Below are 18,717 nucleotides of genomic sequence, written 5' to 3' on the forward strand. Positions count from 1 at the left end.
TATATACAGATTTAAATGATTTCAGTGCTATAACTTAGTTATAGTCCATTTATTGTAAAACATTCGAATCATTTTACCTTTATCTATTGCTTTGCAATAGTTCCAAATCTACAATTAGTGCTATGAGAGTGTGATTAGAGTTAAGGGGGATATGTAAAATTGGAGAAAATAGACGAATTGTTTGAATTACTTGATTCTGATGTAAAAAGAAATATTAATAAGCAAGCATTTAATGATATTGAAAATGTATTCTTGGATATATACAGTCATTATGACTCAGAAAAACCAGAGTTAGTTAGTTGGGTATGTAATGCGAGTCCCGGACATGGTAAAACTCAAGGATTAATTTCTTTTCTGAAATGGGTGACAACACAAGAGAGCAAGACTCCAATATTATTAGCGATAAGAGAAAAAAACTTAGTATATGAAATTTTGAATAGGGTAAATAAATTCAAGCCAAACTCAATAATAAGTGTTGATAGTGACAATAAAGATATTGTTGAAAAGGACTTATTCAAATTTCAAATAGTACTAATACAACATAGTAGATTAGAAAATATGGCTCTTGGATATGGGAATTTTTATGATTACAAGAAATACAAGGGAAAGAATCGAATACTCATTATAGATGAAAAACCAAATTTCGCTCATTCTACAACCTTTGAAATTGGTACTAAAAATAATGTGTTGGAATGGTTTGATGATTTGTCAGAAGGATTGGATGGATATAGTTCTTTAACTACACAGTGGATTAAATCATTTATTACTATGTTGCTAGCCGAACAACTTTATAAAAATGAAAGTGATGTTACAACTAAGCTGTTAGAAGAGGAAGAAGTGAAATCTGATAGAGGTACAACATTACTAAACATCATCAAAGAAATGAAAAAAATGCAAATAATAAAGGTAAATTTGAATCACTAAAAAGATTAGAGCACTTTTTCCAATTACTAACTAAAGACAATTTTGGTAGAATTGATGATTACGAAAATCGTGGTGTTAAAGGAAGAAAAATAATTGTAAGTGAGCACATCGATTATTCTAAATTAAATATGAATATCCTTGTTCTAGATGGGACAGCTAGAGAGAATAGTTTCCAATATACTGGGAAGAGTGGCTTTACTCCAAAAATGATTGAAAATAGAAATAGTTATGAACGCCTTATTCTAAATATTGAAACTATTAATACTACAAAATATAGTCGTAATAAAACAAATAATACTACTCAAAAAGCCATTTCTGAAAGAATTAATGATTTAAGAGAACGTTTTCCAAATTTATTCGTATTACCAACTATTGACGATATGAAGATTTACAAGGAACTCAGAGTAATTCCTGAAGATGATTATAAGAAATATTATGAAGCAACTACTCAAGGGAAGGGATTACATTTACTTAATACAGTAGGGAAAAATATCCTAAATGATAAAACAGCCTTATACTTAACATCACTCCCTAAAATGCATGCAGATTATTATAAGCAGATTGCTGTAGCAATATATGGAAATGAAGTTAATTTGAAAATGAATAACGAAACAGATGATGGAAAATGGTTTGTAGATGAAAAATTAGAACAGATATATTTAGGTGAATTATATTCAGAAATAATTCAAATAATCCATAGAACAGCGTTAAGAAATTTAAATGAGAATACAGAAATAAATGTATTTATTGCATATGATGAAGATTCAGAAGATAAGATAAAATATGGTGGAAGCATGATAAAAAAATCATCGTCTTTAGTTAATAACTACTTGAAACAACAAGCCAGAATATCGCACTATAAAATAAATGATATGTCACTTTATAATAGAAGTGGAAATTTAGAAAAGCATATAGAAATAATAGATGAATACTATAAGAATGGTTTTGGAGAAGTTCCAATAAGTTATATTAGTAAAAGTTTTGTAGGGTATATTAAAAAACATTATGATTTAAAGAAAAATGAAATTGATAAACAATTACTTGAACATGGCTATAGAATAACTAGAAAGAAAGATAGGTATTCAGAAAAATCCTATTACATTGGTGAAAATTAACTGGTACTACCTTTATATATTAAAGGGATAAACAGAACCAGTTAAGCAATTAGAAATAAAAATGGGAAGGTGTTTTGTAAAGCGTGCTTTTCGCTTTACAAACAGTTGCATTACGCACTTTGTAATGCAACTGTCATTAAATATAAAGAACTATACTTATAATCTTTTATGTAAAAGACTGAAAGAATAAGAGGCTAACAAGCTAAGGATAAAAAAGTAATAATATTTACAGTGGTTGGTGCTGTAGCTGCTCTAGTGACTGGCGGACTTTCATTATCATTAGGTAGCATCAGCAGTGGGTAGTGGGAGCAATAATAGCTGCTATTGCTGTAGGTGATGTTTGTTTATACAATTTACAAAGATTATAGTTTTGAAGTAGAAGCAAAAATGGCAAAATAAGAATTATATTTGTTAGTAAAGTGCATACAAGATTAGAATTGTAGTGTATCAGCCTTAAAGAGTTGTTACGCTTTTTATATAAATTAGGTTAATCTAGTACAGTTGGTTATTGCTGCAACTTTGCGAGAAATAAACTAGTTTTATCCATATAAGGGGGCTAGAATTATGCAATCATTGAGTAAACTAGAATTAGAGAAGAAATTTCACATGGATATGTTAAACATATATAAAAATGGGAGAAAGATTGGTTATAATGCTTCGGCATTCTTACAAATGATTAATACTGAAAAAGGAATAGATGTTGCAAAGAAATTAATTAATAGCAGCAAACCATCTGATGGATTTACAAATCTTTACTTGAAAGCTGGAATAGATGGGTTGGCTCTAACAGTAGAGGCTTTAGTTCTTAAAGAAGAATATGTATCTTTGTTTAATGAAGAGGAAAGACTGACTGTAATAGAAAGATTGCAGAATTATGGGTATGAGATTCCAATAACGCAAATAGAGAATGATAAAAAATCAGAAAATAATATTTATGAATTCAACTTTGAATTGTTTAATAAAGGACTACAAAATCAAGAGTATGTGATGGGAACAAAAAAGAAATATTACATTATAACTGCAAAAATAGAGCTCGAAAATGCTTCCCCTAAGTATCTAGTATATTTGCTTAAAAATAATATAGTGGTAAATAAAATAGAAGTTGAGAGTGAAATATCAAAGAAGTTATTATCAACTGCAAAACAGCAAGGTATATTAATGTTACATAAAATAAATCCTATAGTAGAAATTGAAGATGTTAAAATAGTTCACTATAAACAAGACAGACCAAATGAAAACCCATGGCAAAATGATTCCAATGAAGTATTGGAGGATTTGTTTAAAGAGTATCAAGCATCATTTAATAGTATGTTCTTAAAGACATCATTAGCTGATATAGATTCTGAGCAATCAGAAGAAGACGAGTATTACAATGATGGTGCTACAACATTTTATTATGGTAAACGTTATGAGCGTAACCCTAAGAATAGGGCTAAGGCAATTGAGATACATGGACTGAATTGTAAGGGATGTGGCTTTAATTTTGAGCAGTTGTATGGAGAACGTGGAAAAGACTTTATAGAAATCCATCACATACAACCTCTAAGCACTATTCAAAAAGGAGTAGTAATAAATCCAGAGATGGACTTAGTACCCTTGTGTGCAAATTGTCATAGAATGATTCATAGACGTAAAGACAATGTTTTAACCATTAAAGAGTTAAAGGAAATAATTAAAGGGATGAATTAGTAATATGTGCAGCGAATAATTTACTTTAGGAACATAGATAAATAAGATTCAAGTAAAGTGCAGATTTTTTCATGTTCATCTATAAAGAGAGAAGGCGGTCTCTGATGAAGATATAGTGCTGCAGAAAAAAAGTTGAAATTACCAGATTAGTAAATGGAGAACTGATAATAAAAAAATGAATTAATTGCTCATGACAGAAATTAGCTTAAAATAAGGGAAAGTAGGCGATTGTTTGGAATATATAAGACTTAAGAAAATATCTTTAAAAGAGCATCCTCAAATAAATGAAAAATGGGTACAACAAAAAATTGCAGATGATACTTCCATGCTTGGGCTTGGGGAAATTGAATTAAAAGATATGGAGAGGAAACAACCAAGAGCAGGTAGACTAGACTTTTTATTTCAGGATGATAACAATAGACGTTATGAAGTAGAATTGCAATTAGGAAAAACAGATGAAAGTCATATTATAAGAACAATAGAGTATTGGGATATTGAAAGAAAAAGGTCACCACAATTTGAACATGTGGCGGTAATTATAGCAGAAGATATAACAAGCAGATTTTTAAATGTAATAAGTCTCTTTAATGGAAACATTCCTATAATTGCAATTCAAATGAATGCGGTACAAATAGAGGGGAAAATTGGACTTCAGTTTATTACAGTCTTGGATGAAACTGCTCTTCCAACTTATGAGGAAGATGAAGTCTTTCAAATTCCGACAGACCGAAAATTTTGGGAAGAAAAAGCTATTCCAGCAACAGTCGAACTTGCAGATGAAATGTTAACTTTAATTCATGAACATGTTAATAATAATATAAGATTAAAATACAATAAATTTTATATTGGTTTAGAACAAAATGGCATAGCTAATAATTTTGTTACTTTTAAGCCTCGAAAGCAGAATATAATTTTTTAACCAAAATTAGAACAAATACAAGAAATTGATACAATAATAGATGAGTCTGGACTAGATTTTTTGGAGTATAATAAAAGGGGGAGAACATATAGAATTAGACTTTCAAAGAATGATATAAAAGTGCATAAAGAATTGCTCATAAATTTAATAAAACATTCTTTCGAATACATGAAAAAGGGTTAATTTAATACAAGTTTAACTACTAATAAGAATGGCTTAATCAAATAATAACTTTTCCACGTAAAATAGACACTGTATAAAGTTAGTCTAGACTTATAGAATAACCTTGTAGCTTACATTACAACTAACTCTAACAACAGATAAATTTATTTGTATTCATAAAAATGTATCAGCTTAACAAGTTGTTACATTTTTTTGTGATTCTATAATGTATTGATGTTACTAATAAATGTTCCTGTTAATAATCGAGTGGTGAAATCAAATTTTGTTGAGTAGGAACAAAAGCCATAATAAACGGACAATCTGAGGGTATTTTTAATAAATAATTAATAAAGCAAATAAACCCAAAAGTATTATTAATAAGATGTTAACACGAGAGTGATATCGATATAAAAAATGAATTTTTAGAAAAGGGAGTTGACAGCAACTAAAAGCCTTATCTTTCGTTTGGATAGAAAATATGTGTTATATAGATGATTTCGTTTTAAATCCTTATAAATAGTCTATCCAATCGAAACCTCCTAGTAGAAAGACGATAACCAAAATATATAAATCAATTAATGTATGTCAAATTACGAAAAACTTTGTTTCCCGAAGTAAGTGCTCAAACTTTATTGTGGAAAATTGATTAATCTTATTTAGTGAAAACTGCTCAATTCTACTTGAAGGTTACACCATGTTACGGATGTAACCCCGGAATTGATTGAATTGGTTCATAATCAAAAGAGTATAAACTCCATTTTCTGATGAAGAATTGTTAGCTGATGACGATTATGAAAATCATATGAAGTCTCTCGAACAGCAAAAAGAAACTTTATTTATTCAGCTTAAAGTCTCACAAGAAATACTTGATGTTTATGTAGGTTATCTTCCCTCGGATTTGTAAAATAAGTACTTACCTTATTCACATAGGGGAGGGTGTTACAGATGAAAGAACATCGATTTATTTCATAAAAATTAAGAAGATATTTTAAAGAAATGTGTACTCCAATCATTGGGAGTACACATTTTTTGAGTAAAAGTGGTATAAAAATTTGTTCTTGTTATTTTACGATAAGAATTTTAATTCATCTGAAAAGAGTTAGAAAATCCTTATAAATAGGGAGAAATAATAGAGTTTCTATTTTTTTCTCTGATTATTGATAACTGCTAAAAAGTCCTTATAAATAGCTAGTTATCTCGCAATCGTACGAAAGGGTTTACGAGTGTGTGATGATAAATGGGGATTTTTTGATGTTAATTCTAAATCTATAGACTAATCGTTTTCCAAAATGTACTATATTAGTAAATACAAAAAGGGGGAAATGAAATGTTATCAAAATTTATTAAAGTTGCTTTGATTTCGGTGTTAGTTTTTACTTTTAGCACAGTGTACACGGTAGGAGCAGATGCATCTACAAAAGTCATGTGGGGGAAAACAGAGTTAAAACTTGGACAAGTCGGGAAAATAACCGTGCTTTCAAAATCATCGCTATTTAAATTAGAAAGTGACGGAACGTTGACTACTGTTCGGACACTTAAAAAGGGTGAAGAGTTTCGAGTGTATAGTTATAAGAGTAATCAAGGTGGGCTATATGGAGTAGGTGGAGGAAGCTTTATTCAGAAGAATTCTAATATTAAGTATGAAACTCCATCAAAAAGTAAGTTAGCTTTATTAAAAAATCAAGGAACAACATTATCAATTTCGGAAGAAACCTTTAATATGAGTGTTAGCCAAGTTGAAAAATCTGAATCAGCTAAACTATTGAATAAAATAGTTGAAGGTAATATAACTGAACTGACATATGAAACAAATAAATTTGGTTATGAAGTACACTTAAAATATATTTTTCTATTTGGGCAGCTGATTACTATAGAGTATGACTTTTTACCAGAAGAGGAATCGTATTATACATGGAATGAAATGATAGGTATACACGATAATCTTCATAAGAAGGCAGTAAGTGAATTAGGTAAAGATTATTTGATTTACACTGATGATGGTGAGTCTATATTTACAGTATGGAAAAGAGAACCATATACCATGATAGTTTCAGTAGTTAATCAGGATACTTATACTTCAGCAACCTTAGTTTATAACAAAGAACATTATTTAGATTCAATTTGGTAAGGGACTGAGGAAATTCTTTATAAACGGTACTTTTAATTAGAATGTTAGGACATCACTCGCTTGATTGTGAGTGGTGTTCTTTTTATTTTTAAGTTATTTAAAGATTTCCTATTATAAAGTTTATAAAGGTATACCTTTATACATTGTAAACTAAAGTCTATATTAACGTTTATAAACCATATGAAAATATTTAATAAACGTTTATAAATAAAATTACATCTTTATAAACTAATGTGATATAATGAATATACAATCACATTAAGGGAGCTAATGAATATGAACTTAGGTTATATTCGAGTTTCAACAAAAGAGCAGAACATAGAACGACAACTAACAAAGGTGCAGGAATTAGGAATTGAAGAAAGATTTATTTATATTGATAAAGCAAGCGGAAAGGACTTCAATAGACCGAACTATCAAGCAATGAAGAATACAGTAAGAGAAGGCGATACAGTCTATATCGACGCATTGGACAGACTAGGACGTAATTATGATGAAATTATTAATGAGTGGAAGCATATCACAAGAAAAATAAATGCAGATATTATTGTATTGGAAAATGCAACTCTTTTCGATAGTCGAAAATTTAAGTCAATGGGCGACATGGGAAAACTAATGGAAGACCAATTTCTATCATTACTTTCATATGTAGCAGAACAGGAACGACAAAAGCTATTAAAACGACAGGCAGAGGGAATTGCTGAAGCGAAAAAACAAGGTAAACACTTAGGTAGACCTCAATTAAATTTATCAACTATCAGTAAGCACCAAAAAGAAACGCTAGAATCGAATTATCAAGCATACAAGGATAAAGCTATTACAGGTGTAGCGTTTGCTGAAATATTGGAATTAAAGAAAAACAGCTTCTACAAAATTATCAAAGAATACGAAAGTAAATAAGCCTACAGGAGCAGTTATTTAATTATTGACTGCTCCTATTATCTTTGTATAGAAGAAACTTTCATAAAAGAATGATTTTATCAATATTTCAACATTGTTTAAAGTCTTATAGTCAAGGAGTTTTAGTATATTATGTATTTGTTGATGGGGGGAGGTATTTTCCAATATTTTGATGTTGGCGAATGAAGAATTGGAGATACCTACTACAGGCACAGCAAAAGACAAATGAAGCGATACGAGAGCAACCTTGTAAATTTAAAGTATATTGGAATCACTGATTACTAAATTGACGAAACGATGGAAGAATTCACGCTTTAGAGTGTATTGTCGTAAACGTACTTTGGTGATTAGGCGATATAAACTACGTGTTTATATCGTTTTTTATTTCTGAAAGTGATACTTCGGAATTTTGGGATTGTTTAGAACGATATAAATGCGTTACAATTACCATAAATTATAAATATAGGGAGTGATAATGTGGGGATAGGAACAGTAAAAAATACTGAAGAAGAAATTCAAGAACTTATGAATGAGATTGTTTTATCATTTTTACCTCAATGGATAATACAACATGGATTAGAGGATGAATTTGAAAAAGATAAGGACGCAACTATTGTAAAGATTTTAGAAAAGATGAAAGACGAAGATGAATTTAATGATGATTCTATGATTTTTGTTATTAAAGACAATTATACAAAACTCAATGATATAGAACATTATATGAATTTAAATAAGGAGTTAGTAGAAAAGTACCCAGAAATGTTCTTGTTTGAAATTTTTTCAATTTTCGAAGGTTTTATTAACCATTATTTATATTCTGAAGTTGTATTGAATTATGATTTTTCTTTAAAAAAGGCAAGTCTTATTCTAAATAAGCTAGCAGTTTCTGATAAAGTGGATTGGTTTATGGAAATTGTTGTTGGAAAGTCTTTTCTTGCACATTCGGCATGGGGAGAAATAAAGCCTTTTTTAAATGTCAGAAATAGCTTAGTTCATATAAAACCTATGCAGTCGAGTAAAGAAACTGAATTAAAAAGAAAAATAACTTTTGAAAATTTGTTATATTTAAAAGAACAAATAATAGCATTATCTAAAGAAATATCACAAACCCAGAGTATTAAAATGATAGAAAATGAAGAAAAGATAGCATGTATTAGGGGGAAATTGTAAATTATTCATTTAAATGGTGTTGGTAAGGTCTTTGAACCAAGTTCGTAAATATTTAATACTTCCAAGTTAAGAAAACTGTAAAATAAATAAGTTGAAAACGGCACAAACCGTTGAGACTATAAGGTCAGCATAGTGCTATTCATTTGATTGAATGGTATTTATGTAGTAAAAAGCCATGATTACCGAAGCATCGGTAATTGCGGTTTTTTTGTTTTAAAGTAAGGATTCAAGTAGAGTGGGGTCTGCATCATCTTGTGCGGATTTCTTACAATTGCAAAATGAATAGAATCTTCAATACCTTATTGGAAATAAAGAGATTCCTATAGAAGGAAAAAATATTTGACTACTCAAATTGAAAAAATCAAACTGGAATTATGGTTGTTCAAAAGGGAATATATGACATAGAGAAAAGAAAAGAAATCAAAACCACTTCTCAAAAAGTAGGGTGTAGCTATTGAACAATATAACAATAGAGTAGGAGGGGTATTTCAGCTTTTTGAGGATACTACTTCACAAAATGCAACAAGTACTTCATAAAATAAATATATAAAATTTATTGAGAAGTGGTATTTCTCTAATAAATTGTGAAAGAACGGCTTTGTAACTCGTTCAGCTCTTCAAAACGCTGCGTCTGTAGCTGCATTGTTCTTAACAACAGAAGCAGTAGTAGCACCTACCCCAGGATTCATTTTCCTTAATAAATGTAAAGCCTGAGATAAGCTGAATTGAATGCAGGATGCAATTTGGAGAAAAGATTTCAGATATACTTGAATTTATATCATTGTTAATGAGATGGAGCAGTAGAAATATGACTGCTCCAGTTTTGTTATACGGAACTTTTCAATAAAATGCTAATCCTCAGACCATCGACCTTCATTAATTAAAACTTCTCTTAATCGCTGATACATTTTGGGGTGATAATTAACTGAATTTTCATGATTGTTTATTTCCGTAGGTTTCAAAATTTCTTTAGAAACAACCCAAATTTTTTCTTTATCTTCTTTATCTTGATAAATGTTTACTACGAAAGAAATTGTTCTAGTTCCTTCTTTATCAGACTTATAGACTTCTTCTCTAACAAATTGTTGTCTCACTACTTTCACCTCCCTATAATTAAAAATGAATTCCACTCTTATTTAGAAGCTTACAACCTGTTCCATATTTTATTTTATGCGAGCCTCTAAATTCGCTATTATCCAAGTCTGGGAATGCTTTTCTCCATAAATCATAAACGTTATGATTTATGGATTCACCATTGTTATTTAGTCTAACAATATGGAATCCATATTCATCTTTACATCTTGCTAATGCTCTATTCTCTCTAAGTGTTAAAATTCTACCAGTACTTGTAATTTCATAAAGACCCTCGTATCCTTGTATTACTTTTCGCTCTTCTTGTTTATCCATCTACTTTGCCTCCAATTTTAATGTAATACTCTCTCTAATCGTAATCAGTAAATTTGGTTAATTATAATACCATATTATACTAATTAGAAGGTATAATTAAAACAATTGATATATTTACCTTGCAAAGATTAGTAATTAATTTTTTTTATATAGAGAAGAGGGTTTTGGTGAGTAAATGGATATTTCAAGGGAATCCAACAATGTTTAGCTGTAAAATTAGTGTTAAAAAGGATATGAGTTTATGATATGCCCTAAATGTAATAAAACTATAAATCTCAAACAAGAATTATTTAATAAAGAATGTCCCCACTGTTATTTTTATTTTTATTTAGAAGATATTTTAAGAATTTCAGTGTATTCATACAGTAAGATTGATTACTTCGAAGATGTATATTTTAAGAATATTCATCAAAGAATATACAATCCTTACATTCATTATAATGAAGATATTGTCGAACCTATAGCAGGAGCAGAAAGCATGATTAATCACTTTATTGCTTTGATGAAAAAACTTATAAGGAGTTATGCAAAGGAAGATATCCTATTCATGATGGTTGCTATAAGAGAATTTGCTACATGGAAAATATTCGATAAAAATCCTTGGGTGTCAGTAAGAACTCGGATAGTGTCTCATGTAATTACTAATGTAGTTGCTTCTATTAATGAGGAAGAATTTGGAGATACTGCTATTTCAGATGAGACAGATTTTGTTTCTTTATTTGTTTATGCTGAAGAGATAGATAAAATAAGTAGAAACATAGATAACTCAAAGTCCTTCAAATGGTCACCTACTTTAACCCAACTAATTAAAACTGATATTGAGATCAAGGAATTATCGGACTATCATTCCTATTACGAAGCTGAAGAGTTCAATAAACCAGAGGAAATTACCTTTGATGATGTTCATATTAATCACTTTCTAGAAAAAAGAGAGTTTTCTATCCACCAAATAAAAGGAAAAGTAGGTAAAGAAATAGAAAAACTAATTGGATTCTCATTTGAAAATTTATTAGCTTTCAGGGAGAAGGTTGTGGAAATAGCAGAAAAACATGAACAAATATTTGAAATCGCTCCATTATCTGATGATGTTTCAATGAAAGTTGTTTTTGTTTTCAAGGAGCAACTGGAGGGGTGGGATGGACCGTTGGAGAGAATATTGGAATATCTAGCATATAAGCCAACTAAAATTAAAAGTAATGCTATTTATAATTTTAGTGATACATATTTAGATTATAAATTTATTTTTGAATTGGAAAATATCTTAGCATTTGGAATATTAGACTCCAGTAATAGCATTACTATGTTTGAAAATATAGTTACTACAGACCATTTTATTGAAGAAATTTTTGGTAGTAGAGCAACTAGAACCTTTCAAAAGGCGCAAAATGACATAGCCTATTTAATGGGTATGAGTATTGCTTTTCAATTTAGTAAAAGAGATGATTATTTTGTACCCATGCAAGAAAAAAACGTTCCTTATGTAAATATAAAAAGTATAGTAGGAAATGGTATTAAGAAAAGAATCTTTAATTCTCAAAATCAAGATTTAGGAGACTTTGATGCAGTAATTATAGATAAGAAAAATAAAAATATAATTATATATGAGATAAAGTATTTTAAACCTTCTATGTATTCACGAGACCTTATTTTAAAAGATAGAAAAATACTAGAAGATATACCAAAAATAATTGCAAGGCAAGAATGGATGGAAGAGCATGTTATTGAATTAATAAAAGCATGGGAATTAGAAGAAGGAGACTATACGGTGGAAACAAAATTAATGACGGCTCGACCTAACTTTTATTCAAATGAAATAAATAAAGTTAATAAAAAGTTAAGCTATGTAATTTATAATGAAGTTTTAAGGGACATCTAATAATTTCCATTTATATTGTCAAATAAATCCAAAATGTTTCATATTAAATAAAATAAATATAGAGGAGGATTATATTGTATATAGACTATATTAAAGAAACCTATTCAGATAAAGAAAATGAAGATATTAATCTATATGTTCAAAGGGATAAAGGGCATCTTGGAAAAATAATTCTTGAAAATATTAGAAATGATATCGATGATATTGTTGATAGATGGTGGGAGTTAGAAAGTGTAGGATACTTTTCTAGTAATGAAAAGTTCTTAGAACTGTTAAAAGAGGCTGAGAATCTTTATTGTTTTGGAAATTATACAAGTTGTATAGCGGTAATTGGAATAGCTACTGAGGAATTCAGTAGGTATTTAGCTGATAATAATAAAATTGATTCTCGTAATCTCAACCAAGAGGGTAGATTGAAAATATTAAAAGAAACAGGGGGTATTTCAGAAAATACATATAGCCTCTTTGATTCTATACGTAAATTGAGAAATTCTTGTATGCACTATAATAAACAATTTAAAGGTTTAAATATGAATGTACTAAAAGTAGAAGCAATGAGAGCATTAAATTATTATAAAAATGGAATAAAGAACACTATACAGGTTGAAAATCCAGATTTAGACATTATAGTGGAGCAACTTATTTCGAACAATAAGTTATCTTTTAATGAATTCAAACTGCGTCAAAGAAATATTAATAAACAAAAGAACAATATAGATGTTCAAATATCTCCTAATAAAAAGAATTTAATTTTTCAGAGTAACTACTATATTGCCGAGATAGATATTGAAACAGAAAACTTTAAAGAAATGACACTTATTGATTTAGATGGGGGAGGTATTTTAGTATTAGATTTGACATTGCCTGATGTAAGCGTTGTTTTAGATTTAAAACTTGAAGTTCATAATGTTATTTTTGCAACGCTGATTTCTAAAGTAAGTACTATTGGTTTAACTGAAGAATGGAAACTACTAAGTATTGATGATGTGTTTTATGGAAAGTATTCCTTGGTGTGAGTTAAGCATTTTAAGTAATATTTAATGATTACAATTATGTGAATTGAATAATACCTTTTGGAGTTAATAATAAAATTGAAGTAATTTTAATAATAAAAATTTATGATATTTAGAGAGTGATTACAAATGAATAATTTTAATAATAAAGTTTCAAAGTTTTTTGCAGGGCTAATAATGTTGCCACTAGTTTTCTTTCTGGTATATGCGTTAACTCTACTATTAGCAGAAAAAATAATGAATAAGTCTGGATTCGAAATAACAACATTAAATAGATTGATATTTGCTGTAGTATTAGCATCTGGAATTTCTTTATTACTAACATACATGGCTTACTTTATATTAATAAAGATTTTTAAAGTTAATAAAGAATTTTTTATGAGGATATATCACTATACTCATTTGGTTTTCTTTTACATTTCAGGTTTAATAACAGTTTTGATAACGATAGAGCCAATTCTACTAGTAGAAAATTTAATTACGAGTTCTTTTGGTGAAAACTGGAAGTTTGGCACTGTAATTTTGTTTTTGATTGTTTCTAATTATACAATTTTTAACTCTTTAATAATAAATGATGATTTTAGTCTATTTAAGAGGGTTAAATCTGATAAAAATAAAACCCTCACTTAAATACACAATAGGGGAAAGGTACATTTCGAACTGAGTTAGTAAAGGTTAGACTCTCCTTCTTTGGCGTAGGCGATATTGAGGAGGTAGGACAACTGTTAACAGGAAAGCTATTGAAGAAGCACTTGATTCGATTGACATGCCAAAGTATTTTGTTGGTGTGACAAAAGAAGAAATCATTCAATTCATTCATTAAGAAATGTGGAAGAGTCTGAAAAGGGTCAGACATTTGTGGGACTCTTTTTTAAATGCAGATAGAACTAGACAATAATTACTCTTCCTTATTCATATTAACCAAAGTAAAACACTGTTTATTTAGAATAAAACAAATATCTAAATGTGTCTTCCCAAAAAACGGTTTTAGTGATAATATACTGAATGTAGGTGGTTTCGGTCTAAAAACGTAAAATGAACGAATCCCTAATTCATCAAGAATAACCTATAATCCCTTTAGGGGAGTACTTGTCTCAGTAGCTCAGCTGGATAGAGCAACGCCCTTCTAAGGCGTCGGTCGGGAGTTCGAATCTCTCCTGGGACGTAGAATACCATACCTTGTTTTAGAAAAAAGATTAAGCGCTTTAGAATGTTGCATCAACATTCTAGGCGTTTTTTCTATTTTTTTGGAATTCTTTTGCACTTCATTTTTCCCTTTACTTCTGCTTCAAAAAAGCTCCACTTGAACAATTTTGTACGGGCCATTAAAGATAGAACAGGAAAAGTGGAGTGGTAAAATGACAAAAACAGGCTCTAATAAGCCTGCTTCAAATGTTCTGTAAATATCAGTCATAATCTCAGATCACATTCAACAAAATTACTTAACAGTTGTTGCCACGGTTTAAGAAAGTTGCGCCAATAATAATTAAAAGGATAAACAGAACAATAAGTAAAGCAAATCCCTCTACAAAAGAGGGACGCTTTCTTTAATATAGTGGTTGTTGGTTCTGGCAAGGTGGAAACCCATTAATGTCCTGGATCAAATAAAAGTCATATTGTTTTAAAGCGAATTGTGCTTGGTATAAGTATTCAATTACTAGTAGTTTTCCATTAGAAGTACCGCACAAAATTCCTGAGGTGCCTTGACCATTTGTTAATGAAATTCCAACAGGTTGACCAATTAAATGTGCAATTTTTTGATACCACTGCATAGTGATCCCTCCTTCAAAACATTATATTAACTATGTATTTATCAAGTGCCTGTCTGCATTAAGAGAAAGAAAAACGAGTACACTACAAAAAACAGCAAAGCAAATAATGGATAGTATTCACCCATGTTTCCATAGAAGAGTATCTTATTATGGATAACACTTTGAATAATGGAAGGGGTTTGGATGGGATACTTTGTTACAGTAGAGAATGGAGTAAAGATATATGTAGAGGATATAAACCCACTGGGAAAGGAAACAATACTATTTATACATGGTTGGCCTTTAAATCATAATCAGTTTGAATATCAGTTTAATGTACTTCCAGCAATGGGATATCGTTGCATAGCCATTGACTGGAGGGGTTATGGTAATTCTGATAAACCAATCAGTGGGTACAATTTTGATAGATTGGCAGATGACGTTCATGCAGTAATAAGTACATTGCAATTAAAAAATTTCACACTAGCTGGTCACTCTACGGGAGGGGCTATCTCGATTCGATATATGGCTCGATATCAAGGTTATGGTGTTTCAAAACTTATCTTAATAGATGCTGCATCTCCGTCTAGTGTTTCGGAAGAAGTAGCGAATACATTCATTACAGAAACATTAAATGATCGTCCTAAAATGTTGAGGGGATTAACGGATGTTTTTTTCTTTCAATACATTACTCCTCCGTTATCTGACTGGTTTTTTCAGTTAGGATTACAAGCAGCTGGTTGGTCAACAGCTGCGGTTATGATGTCATTGCGAGATGAGAATGTATACAATGATCTAGGGAAAATACAAGTTCCAACACTAATTATTCACGGTATACATGATAAAGTTGTTCCGTTTAATAAAGCACAAGAAACAAACCGGCTAATAAAAAATTCACAGCTTGTTCCATTCCAATACAGCGGTCATGCTCCTTTCTTAGAAGAGCGTGATAAGTTTAACCAACTGCTAGCACAGTTTATTGGCTGATATGTATCTATTCTCGTAACTGTTCTTACCTTTTATGTTCTTCCATACGGTAAAAAATCATCATTAAACGAAAGCAGAGCAAAATAATAAGGTAGATGATAATGGAAGTCATAACAAAACTAAGCGGACAAATCCAAAATCGTAATTGGCATGTCTTGTCCAATGTGGTAGTATTTTCATATAAATGAAATCATTTTGGAGGGAATCAAGTTGAAAAAGGTTTTATTAGTAGTATTTATAATGTTGTTGGGTATAGTAACTGTGGCTTGTGGGAAAGAGGAAGCTGAAAGTAATCAAGAAACTAACAAACCGCAAGAGAATGTGGAAAAAGAAGAAAGTGAAACAAAAGAGGAAAAAATTGAAGTAGATAAGGGCTTGCTAAATGTCGAACTCACTTTACCAGCTTCCATGTTTGAGGGGCAAGATGTAGATGCAACTATCTCAGAAGCCAAAAAAGATGGCGTGGATGAAGTTATAAAAAATGCAGATGGCTCACTCACTTATAAAATGTCAAAAGCAAAACATAAAGAAATGATGGAAGAAATGAAGGCGAGCGTACTAGAAAGTATAGATGAGGCTAAAACAAGTGGAGACTTTGCATCTATTAAGGATGTTTCTTATAATAAGGATTTCTCTGAATTTACAATGGTTGTAGAAAAAGCGAAATTTGAAAATAGTATGGATGGATTCGCTGCGCTTGGCTTCGGTCTACAAGGTATGTATTATCAGCTATTTAACGGGAGCAATCCGGATACTTACAAAGTTACTGTAACTATTAAGGATGAAGTCTCAGGGGAAGTATTGGATACTGTCGTGTATCCAGATGCTTTTAACAATTAAATTAAAACAAATAACGAAAAAGCACTCTCTATCGGAGGTGTTTTTTTTATTTGTATATTTTAACAGGAAAGAAAGGAACGTTTGTACTTGTAGGTTTTTTTTTTCTTAATAGGATAGGTACATGTTTCAACAACAATTTGTTATTATAATAATTAGTTTTACAATCAAATTGTAAGAATATATAATAAATTCTAAGATTGGTTATTGGATTCAATATTCTTTAGATTAAAAAGAAAAATAGTTAAAGGGGTAAATGGGATGGAGAAGGGAAATAGTTTGAAGTTAGAAACTTGGGAGTTAGAAACGATTCCTACGAAGGTTTGTCGAATTATTCGTGAAGCTATCCTTAGTGGCGAATTTAAGCCAGGGCAGCGTTTAGTCCAAGATGAGTTAGCGAATTCTATTGGGGTTAGTAGAATGCCTATTCGTGAAGCATTTAAAAAATTAGAATCAGAAGGTTTGATAATAGTAGAGCCACATAAAGGTGCTTCCGTAAAATCATTTAGTGTTAAAGAGGTGGAGGAAATTTACCATCTACGTAGCATATTTGAAAAAGAGGCAGTGGAAGATAGCGTTAAAAACATGAACGATTTCGTTATAAATAAATTAGAAGCGCTTGTAGTAGAAATGGAGAATACATCAGACATTGAAAAGTTTGTTCAAATCAATATACAATTCCATCAAGAATTAATCAGCTGTTGTCAGTGGAGTAGATTAAAGTCATTTATTGAAAATTTATGGAGCGGTTTTCCGCAGCATACTCCGCATATGCTTCCAAATCAAATTGGAACATCAAATAGCGAGCACCGGGACATATTGAAAGCGGTAAAAGAAAAAGATTCTATGAAGGCTGGTGAATTAATTAGTAAACATATTTCTAGAGCTGGAAAAGGAGTTATCCAAAATATTAAAAATAAAGGAAGAGATATGGAACAGTGATGTAGCATACCTTTTACTTTTACGTGATAAAACGGGGAGGAATGATAGTGGAGCGTTCTTATCTATTTGTACCAGCCATGAAACCTCAAATGATTTTAAAAGCTTTAGAAAGCGAAGCAGATGCTATTATTATCGATTTAGAAGATTCTGTTGCTCAAGTTGAAAAGGAAAACGCAAGACTAAAGCTTGTACGGGCATTGGGGGAAGATAAGAATAAATTGATACTACGTATAAATGACTATAACTCGCCTCATTGGGAGCTTGATATTTTATGCGCCGTTAAAAATGGAATAAATCGAGTGATGATTCCAAAAGCAGAATCTGCTGAAAATGTAGAAGAAATGTATAAGTTTATAAAGTGTGAATCACATGAAGCCATAGAAATCATTCCATTGATTGAAACCGCTAAAGGAATTCATTTTTCTTATGAAATCGCTACTTCAAGCCCACTAGTAACAAAAATAGCATTTGGTTCAATCGATTATTCGTTAGATATTGGATGTGAACTTTCATCTGATGGTTTGGAGTTATTATATGCGCGGTCAAAAATTGTAAATGCATCAAAAGCAGCTAGAATCCAGCCTCCACTAGATACTATTTATCCTGAGTTAAATAATGATGCTGGTTTAAAGCAAAGTGCCCTACTTGGCAAAAAACTAGGATTCAAGTCGAAAATGATTATTCATCCTAAGCAGATTCAAATTGTCCATGATATATTTTCTCCAACGGAAAAGGAATTAGAAGAGGCACGTCGACTAGTTTTAGCTTTTGAAGAAGCTGAAAAGAAAGGTATTGCATCTATTCAATATCAAAATCAACTCATTGATTATCCAATGTATAAAAAAGCTAAAAGGTTAACTGAACATTGAACTATCAATGAATGGCTGAAGGTACGGG

17 protein-coding genes, 1 tRNA gene and 2 pseudogenes are annotated in these 18,717 nt (G+C 30.5%); 16 read left to right on the plus strand and 4 right to left on the minus strand.

Going from position 1 to position 18,717, the window contains the following annotated elements:
* Window positions 1-159 precede the first annotated feature (159 nt).
* The 8 genes and pseudogenes from RUH95_RS04645 to RUH95_RS21505 form a co-directional block, all read left to right on the plus strand.
* Entirely contained in the window at window positions 160-924 is a 765-nt protein-coding gene (locus RUH95_RS04645) for a DEAD/DEAH box helicase family protein (protein ID WP_313891668.1), read from the plus strand.
* A gap of 206 nt (window positions 925-1,130) precedes the next feature.
* Window positions 1,131-2,039, plus strand: a complete 909-nt coding sequence (locus tag RUH95_RS04650; protein WP_313891669.1) for a hypothetical protein — start codon at window positions 1,131-1,133, stop codon at window positions 2,037-2,039.
* Between the two features lie 564 nt (window positions 2,040-2,603).
* The gene (locus tag RUH95_RS04655; protein WP_313891670.1) at window positions 2,604-3,728 is read left to right on the plus strand and encodes an HNH endonuclease; all 1,125 of its coding nucleotides are present in this window, start codon (window positions 2,604-2,606) and stop codon (window positions 3,726-3,728) included.
* Window positions 3,729-3,960: 232 nt separating this feature from the next.
* Window positions 3,961-4,647 carry a hypothetical protein gene (locus RUH95_RS04660; protein WP_313891671.1) on the plus strand — a complete coding sequence of 229 codons (687 nt, stop codon included), beginning with the start codon at window positions 3,961-3,963 and terminating at the stop codon, window positions 4,645-4,647.
* Between the two features lie 1,489 nt (window positions 4,648-6,136).
* Window positions 6,137-6,937 carry a hypothetical protein gene (locus RUH95_RS04665; protein ID WP_313891672.1) on the plus strand — a complete coding sequence of 267 codons (801 nt, stop codon included), beginning with the start codon at window positions 6,137-6,139 and terminating at the stop codon, window positions 6,935-6,937.
* A gap of 276 nt (window positions 6,938-7,213) precedes the next feature.
* The gene (locus RUH95_RS04670; protein WP_313891673.1) at window positions 7,214-7,837 is read left to right on the plus strand and encodes a recombinase family protein; all 624 of its coding nucleotides are present in this window, start codon (window positions 7,214-7,216) and stop codon (window positions 7,835-7,837) included.
* 477 nt (window positions 7,838-8,314) lie between these two features.
* A complete protein-coding gene (locus RUH95_RS04675; protein WP_313891674.1) occupies window positions 8,315-9,007 on the plus strand; it encodes a hypothetical protein in 693 nt (230 codons plus the stop codon).
* A 600-nt stretch (window positions 9,008-9,607) separates the two neighbouring features.
* Window positions 9,608-9,721, plus strand: a pseudogene (locus RUH95_RS21505) (hypothetical protein); the annotation flags it as partial.
* A gap of 137 nt (window positions 9,722-9,858) precedes the next feature.
* Here RUH95_RS21505 and RUH95_RS04680 read toward each other — a convergent pair.
* Together RUH95_RS04680 and RUH95_RS04685 are read right to left on the minus strand one after the other, a co-directional pair.
* Window positions 9,859-10,101 carry a hypothetical protein gene (locus tag RUH95_RS04680; protein WP_313891675.1) on the minus strand — a complete coding sequence of 81 codons (243 nt, stop codon included), beginning with the start codon at window positions 10,099-10,101 and terminating at the stop codon, window positions 9,859-9,861.
* 19 nt (window positions 10,102-10,120) lie between these two features.
* Window positions 10,121-10,414 carry an NUMOD4 domain-containing protein gene (locus RUH95_RS04685; RefSeq protein WP_313891676.1) on the minus strand — a complete coding sequence of 98 codons (294 nt, stop codon included), beginning with the start codon at window positions 10,412-10,414 and terminating at the stop codon, window positions 10,121-10,123.
* Window positions 10,415-10,655: 241 nt separating this feature from the next.
* On the opposite strand from RUH95_RS04685, the gene RUH95_RS04690 reads away from it, so the two are divergent.
* From RUH95_RS04690 to RUH95_RS04705, 4 genes are all read left to right on the plus strand, one after another.
* Window positions 10,656-12,290, plus strand: a complete 1,635-nt coding sequence (locus tag RUH95_RS04690) for a hypothetical protein (protein ID WP_313891677.1) — start codon at window positions 10,656-10,658, stop codon at window positions 12,288-12,290.
* A gap of 74 nt (window positions 12,291-12,364) precedes the next feature.
* Window positions 12,365-13,306 carry a hypothetical protein gene (locus tag RUH95_RS04695; RefSeq protein ID WP_313891678.1) on the plus strand — a complete coding sequence of 314 codons (942 nt, stop codon included), beginning with the start codon at window positions 12,365-12,367 and terminating at the stop codon, window positions 13,304-13,306.
* 126 nt (window positions 13,307-13,432) lie between these two features.
* Window positions 13,433-13,933, plus strand: a complete 501-nt coding sequence (locus RUH95_RS04700; protein WP_313891679.1) for a hypothetical protein — start codon at window positions 13,433-13,435, stop codon at window positions 13,931-13,933.
* Between the two features lie 461 nt (window positions 13,934-14,394).
* Window positions 14,395-14,468, plus strand: a tRNA-Arg gene (locus RUH95_RS04705).
* A gap of 277 nt (window positions 14,469-14,745) precedes the next feature.
* Here the strand turns inward: RUH95_RS04705 and RUH95_RS21510 are convergent.
* Window positions 14,746-14,826 (minus strand): annotated as a pseudogene (locus RUH95_RS21510) (YjcZ family sporulation protein); the annotation flags it as partial.
* Between the two features lie 24 nt (window positions 14,827-14,850).
* A complete protein-coding gene (locus RUH95_RS04710) occupies window positions 14,851-15,075 on the minus strand; it encodes a hypothetical protein (protein ID WP_313891680.1) in 225 nt (74 codons plus the stop codon).
* 183 nt (window positions 15,076-15,258) lie between these two features.
* On the opposite strand from RUH95_RS04710, the gene RUH95_RS04715 reads away from it, so the two are divergent.
* The 4 genes from RUH95_RS04715 to RUH95_RS04730 all read left to right on the plus strand — a co-directional run bounded on the left by RUH95_RS04715 (window position 15,259) and on the right by RUH95_RS04730 (window position 18,689).
* Entirely contained in the window at window positions 15,259-16,041 is a 783-nt protein-coding gene (locus RUH95_RS04715; RefSeq protein WP_313891681.1) for an alpha/beta fold hydrolase, read from the plus strand.
* A 210-nt stretch (window positions 16,042-16,251) separates the two neighbouring features.
* Window positions 16,252-16,881: a hypothetical protein gene (locus tag RUH95_RS04720; protein WP_313891682.1), complete on the plus strand. Its 630-nt coding sequence runs from the start codon at window positions 16,252-16,254 to the stop codon at window positions 16,879-16,881.
* A gap of 258 nt (window positions 16,882-17,139) precedes the next feature.
* The gene (locus RUH95_RS04725) at window positions 17,140-17,820 is read left to right on the plus strand and encodes a GntR family transcriptional regulator (RefSeq protein ID WP_313891683.1); all 681 of its coding nucleotides are present in this window, start codon (window positions 17,140-17,142) and stop codon (window positions 17,818-17,820) included.
* 41 nt (window positions 17,821-17,861) lie between these two features.
* On the plus strand, window positions 17,862-18,689 hold the full coding sequence (locus tag RUH95_RS04730; protein ID WP_313891684.1) for an HpcH/HpaI aldolase/citrate lyase family protein: 828 nt from the start codon (window positions 17,862-17,864) through the stop codon (window positions 18,687-18,689).
* Window positions 18,690-18,717 lie beyond the last annotated feature (28 nt).

This window comes from Psychrobacillus sp. (genome assembly GCF_032154225.1).
Lineage (GTDB): Bacteria > Bacillota > Bacilli > Bacillales_A > Planococcaceae > Psychrobacillus.

Coding starts and splice junctions, on each gene's coding strand:
- RUH95_RS04670 (WP_313891673.1), top strand. CDS start 7,214: ATGAACTTAGGTTATATTCGAGTTTCAACAAAAGAGCAGAACATAGAA.
- RUH95_RS04650 (WP_313891669.1), top strand. CDS start 1,131: ATGATTGAAAATAGAAATAGTTATGAACGCCTTATTCTAAATATTGAA.
- RUH95_RS04665 (WP_313891672.1), top strand. CDS start 6,137: ATGTTATCAAAATTTATTAAAGTTGCTTTGATTTCGGTGTTAGTTTTT.
- RUH95_RS04725 (WP_313891683.1), top strand. CDS start 17,140: ATGGAGAAGGGAAATAGTTTGAAGTTAGAAACTTGGGAGTTAGAAACG.
- RUH95_RS04710 (WP_313891680.1), bottom strand. CDS start 15,075: ATGCAGTGGTATCAAAAAATTGCACATTTAATTGGTCAACCTGTTGGA.
- RUH95_RS04690 (WP_313891677.1), top strand. CDS start 10,656: ATGATATGCCCTAAATGTAATAAAACTATAAATCTCAAACAAGAATTA.
- RUH95_RS04730 (WP_313891684.1), top strand. CDS start 17,862: ATGATAGTGGAGCGTTCTTATCTATTTGTACCAGCCATGAAACCTCAA.
- RUH95_RS04685 (WP_313891676.1), bottom strand. CDS start 10,414: ATGGATAAACAAGAAGAGCGAAAAGTAATACAAGGATACGAGGGTCTT.
- RUH95_RS04715 (WP_313891681.1), top strand. CDS start 15,259: ATGGGATACTTTGTTACAGTAGAGAATGGAGTAAAGATATATGTAGAG.
- RUH95_RS04700 (WP_313891679.1), top strand. CDS start 13,433: ATGAATAATTTTAATAATAAAGTTTCAAAGTTTTTTGCAGGGCTAATA.
- RUH95_RS04655 (WP_313891670.1), top strand. CDS start 2,604: ATGCAATCATTGAGTAAACTAGAATTAGAGAAGAAATTTCACATGGAT.